Here is a 14,953-nt window from a genome sequence, read left to right as displayed (position 1 = left end):
GGATCAGCGCTTCAGCGACACGAACGCGTCGCGGCCGGCATAACGCGCACCGGCACCGAGCGATTCTTCGATGCGCAGCAGCTGGTTGTACTTGGCCACGCGGTCGCTGCGGCACAGCGAGCCGGTCTTGATCTGGGTGGCGGTGGTGGCCACGGCGATGTCGGCAATGGTGGTGTCTTCGGTTTCGCCCGAACGGTGCGAGACCACGGCGGCGTAGTTGGCGCTGTGCGCCATGGCGATCGCTTCCAGGGTCTCGGTCAGGGTGCCGATCTGGTTGACCTTGATCAGGATCGCGTTGGCGGTGCCGGACTCGATGCCTTCCTTGAAGATCTTCGGGTTGGTCACGAACAGGTCGTCACCCACCAGCTGCACCTTGCTGCCGATGCGGTCGGTGAGCAGCTTCCAGCCGGCCCAGTCGTTCTCGGCCAGGCCGTCTTCGATGCTGATGATCGGGTACTGCGCGGCCCAGTCGGACAGGAAGTCGACGAACTGCTCGGAGGTCAGGCGCTTGTTCTCGCCCACCAAGTTGTACTTGCCATTCTCGTAGAACTCGCTGGAGGCCACGTCCAGGCCGAGCAGCACGTCTTCACCGGCGGTGTAGCCGGCCTTGCCGATCGCCTCGAGGATCGTGTCCAGCGCTTCAACGTTGCTGCGGAAGTCCGGCGCGAAGCCGCCTTCATCGCCCACCGCGGTGCTCAGGCCATGGCCCTTGAGCACGGACTTGAGCGAATGGAAGATTTCAGTGCCGGCGCGCAGCGATTCGGAGAACGAGGTGAAGCCGACCGGCAGCACCATGAATTCCTGGAAGTCGACGTTGTTGTCGGCATGTGCGCCACCGTTGATGATGTTCATCATCGGCACCGGCAGGGTCACATCGCGGCCCTGGGCCAGGTACTGCCACAGCGCCTGCTTCTTCGAGGCGGCCATGGCATGGGCATTGGCCAGGGAAACCCCCAGCAGCGCGTTGGCGCCCAGGCGGCCCTTGTTCTCGGTGCCATCGAGGTCGATCAGGCGACGGTCCAGGCCTTCCTGGTCGGCGGCATCGAAGCCCTTGAGCGCATTGGCTATGGTGGTGTTGACGTTGGCCACGGCGTTGCGCACGCCCTTGCCCAGGTAGCGGGTCTTGTCGCCATCACGCAGTTCCACCGCTTCCTTGGTGCCGGTGGAGGCACCCGACGGCACCGCGGCGCGGCCGAACGAACCGTCCTCGAGGATGACTTCAGCTTCCAGCGTGGGGTTGCCACGGCTGTCGAGGATTTCACGGGCGTGGATGCTGCGGATCGTGGTCATAGCGGGCCGGTTACCAGTCAGAAAGGGAAGACGCCGGAAAAACCAGCGCCGGAAAAGCATGCCGCGTGATTATCCCCGCCCGCCCGCCGCTTGCCAAATCGCGGCCGGGGGCGCAGCGGAAACCGTATACGAAAGCGTGCGCGACAGCAGCCAGGGCGCCACCAGCACCGCCAGCAGCAGGGCCAGCAGCGCCAACGCGACGCCGCCCCCGGCCGGCTGTCGGCGCAGGCGCAGCGCCAGCACCGCCGAAACCACGCAGCCCAGTACCACCCCCGCCGACAGCGCCAGAGTGAGGTAGATGAAGGGCTGCACCGCGCGCAGGGCATGGTTGCCATCGCCGGGCATGCCGACGCTGGCCGCCACCAGCACCAGCATCACGAACAGGCAGCCCCAGGCGGCGATCGAGAAGCCCAGCGCGGCCCAGCCCCACGGCCAGGCCCGCCACTGCCGGCGCGGGTGGCCGGCGCGGGGCGCGGTCAGGCCCGCGCTTCCTGCAGCAGCGCGCCGCCGGCCTTGCGCTCGCGCGCGGCACGGATGAAGCCGATGAACAGCGGGTGGCCTTCGCGCGGGGTGGACAGGAACTCCGGGTGCGCCTGGCAGGCCAGGAACCACGGATGCTGGTCGCGCGGCAGTTCCACCACTTCCACCAGGGTGTCGTCCATCGACTTGCCGGCAATCACCAGGCCGGCATCTTCGAGCTGGGTGCGGTAGCGGTTGTTGAACTCGTAGCGATGGCGGTGACGCTCGGACACCACGTCCTTGCCGTACAGCTCGCGGGCCAGCGTGGCCGGCTTCAGGCGCTGCTCCTGCAGGCCCAGGCGCATGGTGCCGCCCAGGTCGGAGCGCTCGTCGCGCTTTTCCGTGTCGCCGCTGGCGGTGCGCCACTCGGTGATCAGGCCGATCACCGGGTTCGGCGACTGGCGGTCGTTCTCGGTGCTGTTGGCGCCTTCCAGCCCGGCCACATGGCGGGCGAAGTCGACCACCGCGGCCTGCATGCCGTAGCAGATGCCGAAGTACGGCACGTTCTGCTCGCGGGCGAACTGCGAGGTGAGCACCTTGCCTTCGAAGCCACGGTCACCGAAGCCGCCCGGCACCAGGATGCCGTCGACGTCCTTCAGCGCCGCCATGTCGGTACCTTCCAGCTCCTGCGCTTCCAGCCACTTCAGGTTGACCTTGGTGCGCTGGCGCAGGCCGCCGTGCTTGAGCGCCTCGCCCACCGACTTGTAGGCGTCCTGGTGGTCGACGTACTTGCCGACCACCGCGATGGTGACCTCGTCCAACGGGTGCAGGGTGGCATCCACCGCCGCTTCCCACTCGGACAGATCGACCGGACCGGCCTTGTCGGCCAGCTTGAGCTGGTTGACCACGATCTCGTCCAGGCCCTGCACGTGCAGACCCATCGGGATGCGGTAGAGCACGTCCACATCCGGCACGCTGATCACCGCGCGCTCGGAAACGTTGGTGAACTGGGCGATCTTGCGGCGTTCCGAATCCGGCACGACCTGCTCGGAACGGCACAGCAGCACGTCCGGCTGGATGCCGATCGAGCGCAGCTCCTTGACCGAGTGCTGGGTCGGCTTGGTCTTCAACTCGCCGGCGGCGGCGATGTACGGCACCAGGGTCAGGTGCATGAACAGCGCCATCTCGGGGCCGCGCTCGGTGCGCACCTGGCGGATCGCCTCCAGGAACGGCAGCGATTCGATATCGCCCACGGTGCCGCCGATTTCCACCAGTGCCACGTCGAAGCCTTCGGTGGCTTCGTCCATACAGCGGCGGATTTCATCGGTGATGTGCGGGATCACCTGCACGGTGGCACCCAGATAGTCGCCGCGGCGCTCCTTGCGGATCACGTTCTCGTAGATGCGGCCGGTGGTGACCGAGTTCTTGCGGCTCAGGCGCGTGCGCACGAAGCGCTCGTAGTGGCCCAGGTCCAGGTCGGTCTCGGCGCCGTCGTCGGTGACGTACACCTCGCCGTGCTGGAACGGGCTCATGGTGCCCGGGTCGACGTTGATGTACGGGTCGAGCTTCATCATCGTGACCTTCAGGCCACGGGCTTCGAGGATGGACGCAAGTGACGCGGCGGCAATGCCTTTGCCGAGCGAGGACACTACGCCGCCGGTTACGAAGATCAAGGGAGTCATGGCTGGGGGTGTCCTGTCAGGAAGGGGAAAACGGCGCCGGCCCCGGTGGGGACGGTCGACGTGAAGGGGGTATTCGGGGAGATCCGGCCGGTGGCTGCGGGGTACGCACGCGCCGGGGGCGGGATCGGGGGAACAGCGCGGGTCGGGCCAGTCTGCGACGTCGGGTCAGCCGTGCCGGCCACCGTTGGGACCGTCACCTCCTGCCTACCCTGCTGGCGATCGCGCACGACCGAACCAGTCCATTCGCTGATGGATGACACGTACTGCTCCCGGAAAGCCATAGTTTACAGATTGAAGGCCCTCAGCCCAAGGGCGGCGTGCGGCCTTCACACAAAAAGAGAGCCCCGGACAAGGGCCGGGGCTCTTTTCACACGCCAGGGAACCCGCCCGGGCGGGCGGCAGCGCGGATGCGCCGGAATCAGCGCTTCTTGCGCGCTTCCTCTTCCTCTTCTTCCTTCTGCGGGGCCTGCTCGCCCTTGGCCTTCATTTCGGCGGTGGCCTGGGCGCGGCGCTTGGCCTTGGCATCGGCCTCGGACTGCGCCTTGTCGGCCTGTTCGCCCTGCTGCGGCGCGGGCTGGCCCTGTCCGGCGTTCTGCGCCAGTGCCAGCGGCACGGCCACGACGGCGGCGGCAATGGCAACGATGGTCAGCAACTTCTTCATGGGGCACTCCTCGCGGTGTTGGCTTGGGTTGGGGTCACCGGGGTACGGTTTCCACCAGACACAGTGTATCCAACCCCGGTCGGCCGGCTCCTGAACGTGCGGCGTGCAAAAAAACCGGCCAGCCCGCAAACTTCGCCGTCGCTATGCGCTTTTTGAAGACAGATGAACGCCCGTTATAACGCCGCCGATATTGAAGTCCTGTCCGGCCTTGACCCGGTCAAGCGCCGCCCCGGCATGTATACCGACACCTCGCGCCCGAACCACCTGGCGCAGGAAGTGATCGACAACGCCGTCGACGAAGCCCTGGCCGGGCACGCCCGCACGGTCGAAGTCACCCTGTACAAGGATGGCAGCTGCGAAGTCAGTGATGACGGTCGCGGCATGCCCGTGGACATCCACCCCGAGGAGAAGATCCCCGGCGTCGAACTGATCCTCACCCGGCTGCATGCGGGCGGCAAGTTCAACAACAAGAACTACACCTTCTCCGGCGGCCTGCATGGCGTGGGCGTGAGCGTGGTCAATGCGCTCTCGACGCTGGTCGAGGTGCACATCAAGCGCGAAGGCAGCGAGCACCGCATCACCTTCCGCAATGGCGACCGCGCCACCCCGCTGGAAGTGGTCGGCAGTGTCGGCAAGAAGAACACCGGTACCCGCGTGCGCTTCTGGGCCGACCCGAAGTACTTCGATACGCCCAAGTACAACCTGCGCGCGCTGCGCCACCTGCTGCGTGCCAAGGCCGTGCTGTGCCCGGGGCTGACCGTCAAGCTGCGCGACGAGGCCACCGACGAGCAGGACACCTGGTACTACGAAGACGGCCTGAGCGATTACCTCAAGGCCGAGCTGGGCGAACGCGAGATGCTGCCGGCGGACCTGTTCGTGGGCCACCTGAAGAAGGAAAACGAGATCGTGGACTGGGCCCTGGCCTGGATTCCCGAGGGCGAGCTGGTCCAGGAAAGCTACGTCAACCTGATTCCGACCGCCCAGCACGGCACCCACGCCAACGGCCTGCGCACCGGCCTGACCGAGGCGCTGCGCGAGTTCTGCGACTTCCGCAACCTGCTGCCGCGTGGCGTCAAGCTGGCCCCGGAAGATGTCTGGGACCGGGTCTCGTTCGTGCTGTCGCTGAAAATGACCGACCCGCAGTTCAGCGGCCAGACCAAGGAACGCCTGTCCTCGCGCCAGGCCGCCGGCTTCGTTGAAGGCGCCGCGCACGACGCCTTCAGCCTGCTGTTGAACCAGAACGTCGCCCTTGGCGAGCAGATCGCCCAGCTGGCCATCGAACGCGCCAGTGCGCGGCTCAAGACCGAAAAGCTGGTGGTGCGCAAGAAGGTCACCCAGGGCCCGGCCCTGCCCGGCAAGCTGGCCGACTGCATCAGCCAGGACCTGTCGCGCACCGAGCTGTTCCTGGTCGAAGGCGACTCGGCCGGCGGCAGCGCCAAGCAGGCCCGCGACAAGGATTTCCAGGCGATCATGCCGCTGCGCGGCAAGATCCTGAACACCTGGGAAGTCTCCTCGGGCAGCGTGCTGGCCTCGGAGGAAGTGCACAACCTGGCCATCGCGATCGGCTGCGATCCGGGCAAGGACGACATCAGCGGGCTGCGCTACGGCAAGGTGGTGATCCTGGCCGACGCCGACTCGGACGGCCTGCACATCGCCACCCTGCTCACCGCGTTGTTCCTCAAGCACTTCCCGGCGCTGGTGGATGCCGGCCACGTGTTCGTGGCGATGCCGCCGCTGTTCCGTATCGACGTGGGCAAGCAGGTGTTCTACGCGCTGGACGAAGAAGAAAAGCGCACCATGCTGGACAAGATCGAGCGCGAGAAGATCAAGGGTGCCATCAGCGTCACCCGGTTCAAGGGCCTGGGCGAGATGAACCCGCCGCAGCTGCGCGAGTCCACCATCCACCCGGACACGCGCCGCCTGGTACAGCTGACCATCGACGATGGCGAGCAGACCCATTCGCTGATGGACATGCTGCTGGCCAAGAAGCGCGCGAGCGATCGCAAGCAGTGGCTGGAGAACAAGGGCGACCTGGCCTCGCTGGAAGTCTGAAGTCCACCTGCACCAGCACGAAAAGCCCGCCACCCGGCGGGCTTTTTTGTGGCTCTTCTCTCCTTGGAGAGGCGATCAACAGCGGTGGATTCGTTCTGGGTCTGAGGCGAGCGCTTGCAACTAGGCGCCCGTGCTTTTGGTGCGCGGGCCCCAGCCAGCTGAACCGCGGGGCCTTACACGGCAAAAAATGCGCCATGGACTTCTCCAGCAGAGCGGAGCAGAACTTTTTTGTTTTCGATACGGGCAATAATCCAACTCCCCCATCGTGCACGCCGATATGGACCGCCCCCACCCCGCCCTGCCCGCCGACTACGACCGCATCACCGAGGTGTGGGAAGCGTCGGTGCGGGCCACCCACACCTTCCTGCCGGAAGCAGCCATCGCCACATTGCGCCCGCTGATCCGCACGGTGTACCTGCAAGCGGTGGACCTGTACGTGCAGCGTGAGGTCGAGGGCGACATCGCCGGATTCCTCGGCGTGGCCGACGGCAGGATCGAGATGCTGTTCATTGCACCCTCGCAGCGCGGTACCGGCATCGGCAGGCACCTGCTGCGCCATGCCGTCGATCAGCTTGGCGCCACCGCGCTGGACGTCAACGAACAGAACCCGCAGGCCGTGGGCTTCTATCTGCACCAGGGCTTTGTGGTCACCGGGCGCTCGGCGCTGGATGGCCAGGGCCAACCGTATCCACTGCTGCACATGGCGCTGCCCGCCACCTGAAGGAACCCGCATGCACTTCCCCGACACCCTGCAGCTGCGCAGCGCGCGCCTGGTGCTGACGCCGATCCGCGTCGGCGACGCCGCCGCGCTGTTCGCGATCCAGTCCGACCCGCAGGTGATGCGTTACTGGAACCACCCGGCCTGGACCGACCTCAAGCAGGCCTACGTGCAGGTCGTCGAGGACGTCGCCGCGATGGGCGATGGCATCCAGCTCAAGCTGGCCATCCGCGAACATGCCGAGGGCCCGCTGCTGGGCATCTGCGTGGTATTCGCCATCGATGAGGCCTCCGGGCGCGCGGAGATCGGTTACAACCTGTCCCCGCACGCACAGGGCAAGGGCTATATGCGCGAGGCGCTGGATTGCTTCGTCGGCCACCTGTTCGACGAGCGCGGGCTGCGCCGGCTGGAAGCAGAGATCGACCCGCGCAACCAGCCCTCGGCCAAGGTGCTGGAGCGGATCGGCTTCCAGCGCGAAGGGCTGCTGCGCGAGCGCTGGTGCGTGGGCGGCGAGCTGTCCGATTCGGTGCTGTATGGGTTGCTGGCGCGGGACCGCGGCCGCTGACTGGTAGCGCCGAGCCATGCTCGGCTGACGTTGTACTGATGCCCACGAAAAAGCCCGCCGATTGGCGGGCTTCTTCGTGCCGCCGAGCATGGCTCGGCGCTACCGTGCTCAGCGGACGCTTACGTCCAGCCGAACATCTCGAACAGACGCAGCATCAGGTAGGCACAGCCACCGGCCGCAGGGATGGTCAGGATCCAGGCCCAGACGATGCGCTCGATCACGCCCAGGCGCAGCGAACGCGGGTTCTTGGCGTAGCCCACGCCCATGATCGCGGTGGAGATGCTGTGCGTGGTCGAGACCGGCATGCCGAAGTGGGCCGCCAGGGTCAGGATGGTGGCCGAGCTGGTCTCCGCGGCGAAGCCGTGGATCGGGTGCAGCTTGACCATCTTGTGACCCAGGGTCTTGATGATCTTCCAGCCACCCGACGCGGTACCGGCCGCCATCACCACCGCACAGGTCAGCACGATCCACATCGCGATGCCGTCACCGGCATGTGCGTCCGGGTGCATGAAGGCCAGCCAGGACGGCAGGTCGTTCAATGCGCCGGTTGCCTCGGCACCGATCAGGGTCATGGCGATGATGCCCATGGTCTTCTGCGCGTCATTGTGGCCGTGGGCGAAGCCCATGTAGGCCGCCGAGACGATCTGAGCCTTGCCGAAGAACGCATTGACGATGCGCGGACGGGCCATCCGGCCAAGCCAGCCACCGGCCTTGGCCATGCCGGCGATGATCGCCCACAGCAGCAGCATCACCACGATGCCGAGCAGGAAGCCGGCGATCGGCGAGGTGATCATCGGCAGGAACACCTTCCACAGCAGGCCCTTGTTCTGGGCCCAGGTGCCGATACGCTCGGACCAGATCAGGGCATCCCAGTTGTTGTGGGCGGCGGCCAGGCCGGCGCCACACAGGCCACCGATCAGCGCGTGCGAGGACGAGGACGGCAAGCCCTTCCACCACGTGATCAGGTTCCAGATGATGCCGCCCAGCAGCGCGCACAGGATCACCTGCGGGGTCACATCGACCACGTTGGTGTTGAGCAGGCCCGAGGCGATGGTCAGCGCGACCGCGGTGCCGGTCAGGGCACCGATGAGGTTCATGAAGGCGGCGAGCATCACCGCCCAGCCGGGCGAGAGCACTTTGGTCGCCACCACGGTGGCGATGGAGTTGGCGGTGTCGTGGAAGCCGTTGATGAACTCGAAGACGAGCGCGGCCAGGATCACCACCAGGACAAGGGTCAGCATGCTGTGGCGTCCGTCAGCTGTTCTTCAGCACGATCTGGTACGCCACCACACCGGCCTCGCGGCACCGGTCGATGGCCTTTTCCAGGATCTCGAAGAACTCCTTGAGCAGGAACATCTGCAGGTTGTCCAGGCGCCCGGAATAGATGTCGCGGTACAGCTCGAGCATCAGCCGGTCGGCCTCGTTCTCCAGCGAACGCAGCCGCTCGTTGAGCGCGGTCATGCGGTCCAGGTTCATGTGGCGCAGGTCGGCCACCATTTCCACCACCACGCTGGCGGCCTGTTCGAGCATCGCCGCGCGCGGCGCGAAGTCGATGTGCTCCAGGTGGGTGGTCGCCAGCGAATAGCGGTCGGCGAACTTCTCGACCTGCTTGGGGATCTTGTACAGGGCCGAACCCAGCGCTTCGATGTCTTCGCGCTCGATCGGGGTCATGAAGCTGTCCACCAGCGCCTGGCTGATCTTGTCCGAGGCGGCGCGTTCGCGCAGGCGGGCCAGCTTGAAGGCGTCCAACGCGGGCTGGCGGTCGGCATCACGCAGCATGGCGTGCAGCGCCTTGGCGCTGTCCTGGGCGGCCGTGGCAGCCTCGTCCAGCAGGGTGTAGAACTGTTTGCCGGAGCCGAAAATGGTCTGCAGAGAGAACATTGAGAAACCTATTCGCCGTCGAGGAAGGACGGCACCGGACGGAATTATGACGGTTTGATGTCCAATCCGGGTACTCCCCTCGTCTTCACGCGGCACGGGGCCCGTCTGAACGACCCTGCTTGCACCCCTCCCCCGGCGTTTTGTTAAGATACGCGCGCACCTTCGGGTGCACCCTATGGACGACGACCCTTACCCCCCGCCGCACCGCCGCGCTTACGCGCCCTCCGGTAGCCGACATCGCTTGAACACGCCCTCCCTGCCACCAACCGGGGACGACGCCCGTGTTTGAACTCATCATTGTCCTGGCCCTGATCCTGCTCAACGGCTTCTTCGCCATGTCCGAAATGTCGGTCATGACCTCGCGCAAGAGCCGCCTCAAGCAGATGGCCGGCACCAGCAAGCGTGCCGAGCGGGCGCTGGAACTGTCTGAAAAGCCGGAAAGCTTCCTGTCCACCGTCCAGATCGGGATCACCCTGATCGGCATCCTGACCGGTGTGTTCGGTGGCGAGGCGATCGGCCTGGCGATCGCCACGTGGCTGCACGGCATGTTCCCGGCCTTCGCCTATTCGGGTGAAGTGGGCAAGGCGCTGGCGGTAGCCCTGATCACCTTCCTGACGCTGATCTTCGGCGAACTGGTTCCCAAGCGGCTGGCGATCACCCGTTCGGAGGATATCGCCGGCCTGGTCGCCTGGCCGATGGGCTGGCTGTCCCGGATCGCCTTCCCGGCCGTGTGGCTGCTTTCGCACAGCACCCGGCTGGTGCTGCGGGTGTTGGGCCTGGGCAAGGACGAGGCGGCGTCGGTGACCGAAGAAGAGATCCGCATGCTGGTCGCCGAGAGCCACGAGGCCGGGGTGATCGACGCGCACGAGCGCGACATGATGAACCGCGTGATGCGCCTGGGCGACCGCACCGCGGACAGCCTGATGACCCCGCGCAACCGGATTGCCTGGCTCGATACCCTGGCTGACCCGGAAAAAAACCTCACGACCATGCGCGAGAACGAATTCTCGCGCTACCCGGTGTACCGCACCGGCGACCAGGACATCGTTGGCGTGCTCGAAGTGAAAAGCCTGGTCACCCGCCTGGTGCGCGATGACCACTCGCTGTTCCAGAACCTGCGCGAACCGCTGTATGTGTCCGAATCCACGCATGCGATGAAGCTGCTGGAGATCTTCCGCGAAGAACAGCAGTCGATGGCGCTGGTGGTGGACGAGTACGGCGAGATCCAGGGCCTGGTCACGATCAGCGACCTGATGGGCGCCGTCGTCGGCCGCCTGCAGTCGGTGGAGAACGTGGACGAGGATGCGCTGGTGGTCACCCGCGAAGACGGTTCCTACCTGGTCGACGGTTCGCTGTCGATCGAGGACCTGCGCGAGCTGATGGGCAATGTGGACCTGCCCGATGCCGACGATGGCGACTACTACACGCTGGCCGGCATGTGCATTCACTTCTTCGGCCGCATCCCGCATGCCGGTGAGTACTTCGACTGGGCCGGCTGGCGCATCGAGATCGTCGATCTCGACGGCGCCCGCGTGGACAAGCTGCTGCTGCGCACGCTGGACGAAGAAGCGACCGATGAACTCACCGGCTGATCCGCCCACACCGGATCAAGGCCGGCCGGAGTACCGCAACGAAGGCATCCGCACGCTGCTGGCGATGTTCGACCACGGCGACCCGGAAGAACGTCTGCGCCTGGGCCAGATCCTGCAGAACCTGCAGCAGAGCGCGTTCGGGGTGTTCCTGTTCGTGGCGATCCTGCCGGCGTTCATTCCGGTGCCCGGTGTCGGCGGCGCGGTCAGCGGCCCGCTGATCCTGCTGATCGGTGCGCAGATGCTGTGCGGCATGCGCCGCCCGTGGTTGCCGGGATTCATTGCCAACCGCGGGCCGAAGCGCGGCACCATGCACCGCTTCCTGGCCCGCATCGACGGCGCGTTGCGCCGCCTCGACCGCCTGCTCAAACCGCGCCTGCCGGGCCTACTGGTACCGCTGCCGGCGCATGCGTTCACCGGCCTGCTGCTGATCCTGGTCGCGGTGTTGTTGTCACTGCCGATTCCGTTCACCAACTACCTGTTCGGCTTCCAGCTGCTGCTGTTCGCACTGGCGTTGCTGGAACGCGATGGCATGCTGATGCTGTTCAACTGGATCGGTGCCATCGCGGCGGTGTTGTTCTTCGGTTTCAGCTCCGGGCAGCTGGTGAGTTACACGATGGAGCAGCTGCAGCGCTGGTTCTAGCCCAGCGCGTTCTAGCCCAGCGCGCCGCCCCGGGCCTGTCATGCACCCGGCTTGAGATCCACCGTACCGGTATCGGACAACGCGGCCGGATCATCGCTCATCGCCGACAACACAAAATGCAGCGCGCTGCCCAGCAAGCCGCCCGGGCCGTCCCAGTACTCGGCCGATTCGGTGCGGACGTGGATCAGGCGCAGGTTGGGATCGTCCTTGCCACCGGGGAAGAACCGCTTCATCGCCGGCGACCACAGTGCCTCGACCTTGGCGCGATCATCCACGATGCGCGCGGTACCGGCGACGGACACATAGGTGTTGCCCGAGGGCGAGGCATAGGCGACGTTGACGCGCGGATTGGCCGCGATCTCGGCCACCTTCGGGCTGTCGGCCGCGGTGGCGAACCACAGGTCGCCATCGAACGCGACCTCCTGGGTACCGAGCGGACGGCTGTACAAGCGCCCATCCAGGCCAACCGTGGTGAACATCGCAATCTCGATGCCCTCGATCAGCCCGGCCAGTTGTTGGATGTGCTGCTGGCGATCGTGCTCGGCCATGGGGTGACTCCTGCAAACGGGAGCCCCCATCACACCCGATCGGCGGCTACGGTGGCGTGAACCGCAAGGTCACGCCACCTTCGCCAGCGCCACGCCCTGCGTGACTGACGCAGCGCTTACGCGTTCGCTTGCCACGCCTGCATCGCCAAACCGAACGAACGCTTGCGCGCGGCATGGTCGAAGATGTTGGCGGTCAGCAGGATCTCATCGGGCTTGTGGCGCGCGGCAAACGCCGCCATGCCCTCGCCCACCTGGCGGATGTCGCCCACCACCGCACACGCCAGCGCGTTCTGCACGCCGAGCTTTTCGTGCGGCTGCCAGAAGGCTTCGATGTCGTCGATCGGCGGCGGTACCAGCCCGGGCTGGCCACGGCGCAGGTTGACGAAGGCTTGTTGCTGGGTAGTGAACAGACGCTTGGCTTCAGTCTCGGATTCGGCGGCCACCACGTTCAGGCCCAACACCGCGTACGGCGCTTCCAGATACGCCGACCGGCGGAACTCGCGGCGATACACCGCCAACGCTTCATCCATCGCGTCGGGGGCGAAGTGCGAGGCGAACGCGAACGGCAGGCCCATCGCGGCGGCCAGGCGCGCGCTGAACAGGCTGGAGCCGAGCAGCCACACCGGCACCGGGATACCGGCGCCCGGTACCGCGCGCACCGCCTGGCCGGGCTGGGCCGGTTCGAAGTAGTGCAGCAGTTCGCGCACGTCCTGCGGGAACTGGTCGGCGCTGTCGAAGTAGCGGCGCAGGGCACGGGCCGTCGGCTGGTCGGTGCCGGGGGCGCGGCCCAGGCCCAGGTCGATGCGGTCCGGATACAGCGAGGCCAGCGTGCCGAACTGCTCGGCCACCTGCAGCGGGGAGTGGTTGGGCAGCATGATGCCGCCCGCGCCGACGCGGATCCGCCGGGTACCCCCGGCCACATGGCCGATCAGCACCGCGGTGGCGGCGCTGGCGATGCCCGGCATGTTGTGGTGCTCGGCCAGCCAGTAACGGTGGTAGCCCCAGCCCTCGGCGTGCTGGGCCAGGTCCAGCATGTTGGCGAAGGCCTGGGTGGTATCGCTGCCTTCGCAGACCGGGGCCAGATCAAGAATCGACAGTTGCATGAGCGCATTCCATCCAGAAGTCATCCCGCTGAGATGGGGCTGGATACCGCCCCCGCCAGTGCCGATGGCGGGATGCTGATTCCTGCGGTTTACGCGTCATTGTCGACCAGCGGCTTCAGCTCGGCGTCCAGCGCCACGCGCTCGTCAAACACGAAGCAGCGGCCCTCGTAGCCTTCGCCGCCCACGGCCTCGAAGTAGCCCAGGATGCCGCCGTCCAGCTGCAGCACGTTGTCCATGCCCTCGTTGCGCATCCACAGCGCGGCCTTCTCGCAGCGGATGCCGCCGGTGCAGAAACTGACCACGGTGGCGTCCTTGAGCGCCTCGCGGTGCGGCGCCAGCGCCTCGGGCAGGTCGGTGAACTTGGTGATCGGCAGCACCAGCGCGTCCTGGAAGGTGCCGTACTCGATCTCCTGGGTGTTGCGGGTGTCGAGCATCACCACCGGCTTGCCGGCATCGTCGTGGCCCTGGCGCAACCAGCGCTGCACGCTGGCCGGGTCGATCGCCGGCGCACGCGGATAGGCCAGCGGCTGGCCATCGTCGATGCGGAAACTGATGATCTCCGGCTTGACCTTGGCCTTGAGCCGGGCGAACGGCTGCATCTGGCTGTAGCTGGTCTTCACGCGCAGGTCGGCGAAGCGCGGATCGGCCTGCAACGCGGCGTAGAAGCCGTCGATGCCGCTTTCGCCGCCGGCCAGGAACAGGTTGATGCCCTCGCCGGCGACCAGGATGGTGCCGCGCAGCCCGGCTGCGGTCGCCCGCTCCAGCAGGCACGCGCACAGCGCATCGGGGTCGGCAACGGGGACGAAATGGTAGGCGGCGGTATTGGCGATCATCGGCCCATTATAAATCCCGGCAGCCGCCCTGCCCGGCCCCGGCCGGTGCGCGGTTCAGCCGCGCAGCAGCACGAACGGCAGCAGCACCAGCGCCGCGGCGGCGGCCATGCCCAGCAGCATTGCCACCACGAACAGCGGCCGGCGCTGCAGCAGGCTGCCGAAAGTTTCGGCGGTGCCGTCGCGCAGCGCGGCCTGGCGTTCGGCCCGGACCCGCTCGCCGCGGGCCTGCTGGTACTCGGCCATCAGCGCCTTGGCGCGTGGGAGGTCGGGATTGTCACGGATCCAGATGCCGCCCCAGGAGATCCCCCAGGGGCTGGCCTCGGTGCGGTAATGGGCGATGCCCGCCTTGTCCAGCAGGGCGATCACGTCCTGGATTTCATCGTCCGCGACATGGCGCAGGTTGAGCAGCAGTTTCGACATGCGCCCATGATAGCGCCCGGCGATGCGCTACCCTTGCGTCCCCGTTTTCAACCCGGTGCCGCCATGCGTCGTCTGCCGAAGTTCCTGCTTGCTCCCCTGCTGTTGTCGCTGCTGGCCGGCTGCACCCCGCCCGGCCCGCCGCCGGGTGGCAGCATCGCCACGTTCGAGAAGATCGACACCCAGCCCGGCACCGGTGCCGAGGCCACCCCGGGCAGCCAGATCACCGTGCATTACACCGGCTGGATCTACGACGAGAACAAGGCCGACAAGCACGGCGAAAAGTTCGACAGCTCGGTGGACCGTGGCGAGCCCTTCAGCTTCGGCCTCGGCCAGGGCCAGGTGATCAAGGGCTGGGACGAAGGCTTCGCCGGCATGAAGGTCGGCGGCAAGCGTACCTTGATGATCCCGGCCGCCTACGGCTACGGCGATCGCGGTGCCGGCCCGATCCGCCCGGGCGCCTCGCTGGTGTTCGATGTCGAACTGCTCGACGTCAAGCCGCGCTGATCGCC

16 protein-coding genes are annotated in these 14,953 nt (G+C 66.7%); 6 read left to right on the top strand and 10 right to left on the bottom strand.

Going from position 1 to position 14,953, the window contains the following annotated elements; translation table 11 throughout:
* Positions 1-3 precede the first annotated feature (3 nt).
* The 4 genes from eno to AC3IPM_RS07525 all read right to left on the bottom strand — a co-directional run bounded on the left by eno (position 4) and on the right by AC3IPM_RS07525 (position 4,092).
* The gene (eno, locus tag AC3IPM_RS07540; protein ID WP_489303335.1) at positions 4-1,290 is read right to left on the bottom strand and encodes a phosphopyruvate hydratase; all 1,287 of its coding nucleotides are present in this window, start codon (positions 1,288-1,290) and stop codon (positions 4-6) included.
* A gap of 69 nt (positions 1,291-1,359) precedes the next feature.
* Positions 1,360-1,665: a hypothetical protein gene (locus AC3IPM_RS07535; protein WP_489304040.1), complete on the bottom strand. Its 306-nt coding sequence runs from the start codon at positions 1,663-1,665 to the stop codon at positions 1,360-1,362.
* Positions 1,666-1,766: 101 nt separating this feature from the next.
* Complete coding sequence (gene pyrG, locus AC3IPM_RS07530; RefSeq protein ID WP_489303334.1) at positions 1,767-3,431, bottom strand: CTP synthase; 1,665 nt, start codon at positions 3,429-3,431, stop codon at positions 1,767-1,769.
* 418 nt (positions 3,432-3,849) lie between these two features.
* Complete coding sequence (locus AC3IPM_RS07525) at positions 3,850-4,092, bottom strand: hypothetical protein (protein WP_489303333.1); 243 nt, start codon at positions 4,090-4,092, stop codon at positions 3,850-3,852.
* A 162-nt stretch (positions 4,093-4,254) separates the two neighbouring features.
* Here AC3IPM_RS07525 and parE point away from each other — a divergent pair, with 162 nt between their 5' ends.
* The 3 genes from parE (at position 4,255) to AC3IPM_RS07510 (ending at position 7,427) form a co-directional block, all read left to right on the top strand.
* Positions 4,255-6,144 (top strand): DNA topoisomerase IV subunit B, encoded by a 1,890-nt coding sequence (gene parE, locus AC3IPM_RS07520; RefSeq protein ID WP_489303332.1) that lies wholly within the window; start codon positions 4,255-4,257, stop codon positions 6,142-6,144.
* Positions 6,145-6,421: 277 nt separating this feature from the next.
* On the top strand, positions 6,422-6,865 hold the full coding sequence (locus tag AC3IPM_RS07515) for a GNAT family N-acetyltransferase (protein ID WP_489303331.1): 444 nt from the start codon (positions 6,422-6,424) through the stop codon (positions 6,863-6,865).
* 10 nt (positions 6,866-6,875) lie between these two features.
* Positions 6,876-7,427: a GNAT family N-acetyltransferase gene (locus AC3IPM_RS07510; RefSeq protein ID WP_489303330.1), complete on the top strand. Its 552-nt coding sequence runs from the start codon at positions 6,876-6,878 to the stop codon at positions 7,425-7,427.
* A 119-nt stretch (positions 7,428-7,546) separates the two neighbouring features.
* On the opposite strand, the gene AC3IPM_RS07505 is transcribed toward AC3IPM_RS07510, so the two are convergent.
* Positions 7,547-8,668 (bottom strand): inorganic phosphate transporter, encoded by a 1,122-nt coding sequence (locus AC3IPM_RS07505; RefSeq protein WP_489303329.1) that lies wholly within the window; start codon positions 8,666-8,668, stop codon positions 7,547-7,549.
* A gap of 13 nt (positions 8,669-8,681) precedes the next feature.
* Complete coding sequence (locus AC3IPM_RS07500; RefSeq protein WP_489303328.1) at positions 8,682-9,308, bottom strand: DUF47 domain-containing protein; 627 nt, start codon at positions 9,306-9,308, stop codon at positions 8,682-8,684.
* 281 nt (positions 9,309-9,589) lie between these two features.
* On the opposite strand from AC3IPM_RS07500, the gene AC3IPM_RS07495 reads away from it, so the two are divergent.
* Together AC3IPM_RS07495 and AC3IPM_RS07490 are read left to right on the top strand one after the other, a co-directional pair.
* A complete protein-coding gene (locus AC3IPM_RS07495) occupies positions 9,590-10,900 on the top strand; it encodes a hemolysin family protein (RefSeq protein WP_489303327.1) in 1,311 nt (436 codons plus the stop codon).
* Positions 10,884-11,540 carry an exopolysaccharide biosynthesis protein gene (locus tag AC3IPM_RS07490; RefSeq protein ID WP_489303326.1) on the top strand — a complete coding sequence of 219 codons (657 nt, stop codon included), beginning with the start codon at positions 10,884-10,886 and terminating at the stop codon, positions 11,538-11,540. The genes AC3IPM_RS07495 and AC3IPM_RS07490 overlap by 17 nt, the downstream gene beginning before the upstream one ends.
* Positions 11,541-11,578: 38 nt before the next feature.
* Here the strand turns inward: AC3IPM_RS07490 and AC3IPM_RS07485 are convergent, their stop codons facing one another.
* From AC3IPM_RS07485 to AC3IPM_RS07470, 4 genes are all read right to left on the bottom strand, one after another.
* Entirely contained in the window at positions 11,579-12,088 is a 510-nt protein-coding gene (locus tag AC3IPM_RS07485) for a pyridoxamine 5'-phosphate oxidase family protein (RefSeq protein WP_489303325.1), read from the bottom strand.
* A gap of 116 nt (positions 12,089-12,204) precedes the next feature.
* A complete protein-coding gene (locus AC3IPM_RS07480; RefSeq protein WP_489303324.1) occupies positions 12,205-13,191 on the bottom strand; it encodes an LLM class flavin-dependent oxidoreductase in 987 nt (328 codons plus the stop codon).
* An 89-nt stretch (positions 13,192-13,280) separates the two neighbouring features.
* On the bottom strand, positions 13,281-14,024 hold the full coding sequence (locus tag AC3IPM_RS07475) for a sulfurtransferase (protein ID WP_489303323.1): 744 nt from the start codon (positions 14,022-14,024) through the stop codon (positions 13,281-13,283).
* A gap of 54 nt (positions 14,025-14,078) precedes the next feature.
* Positions 14,079-14,444: a DUF6164 family protein gene (locus AC3IPM_RS07470; RefSeq protein WP_489303322.1), complete on the bottom strand. Its 366-nt coding sequence runs from the start codon at positions 14,442-14,444 to the stop codon at positions 14,079-14,081.
* Between the two features lie 63 nt (positions 14,445-14,507).
* Between AC3IPM_RS07470 and AC3IPM_RS07465 the strand changes: the two genes are divergently transcribed.
* Positions 14,508-14,948 carry an FKBP-type peptidyl-prolyl cis-trans isomerase gene (locus AC3IPM_RS07465; RefSeq protein ID WP_489303321.1) on the top strand — a complete coding sequence of 147 codons (441 nt, stop codon included), beginning with the start codon at positions 14,508-14,510 and terminating at the stop codon, positions 14,946-14,948.
* The last annotated feature ends 5 nt before the right edge of the window (positions 14,949-14,953 follow it).

The sequence above is a fragment of the Stenotrophomonas sp. GL_111 genome (assembly GCF_057835245.1).
This window is presented reverse-complemented; position numbering and strand designations above follow the sequence as displayed.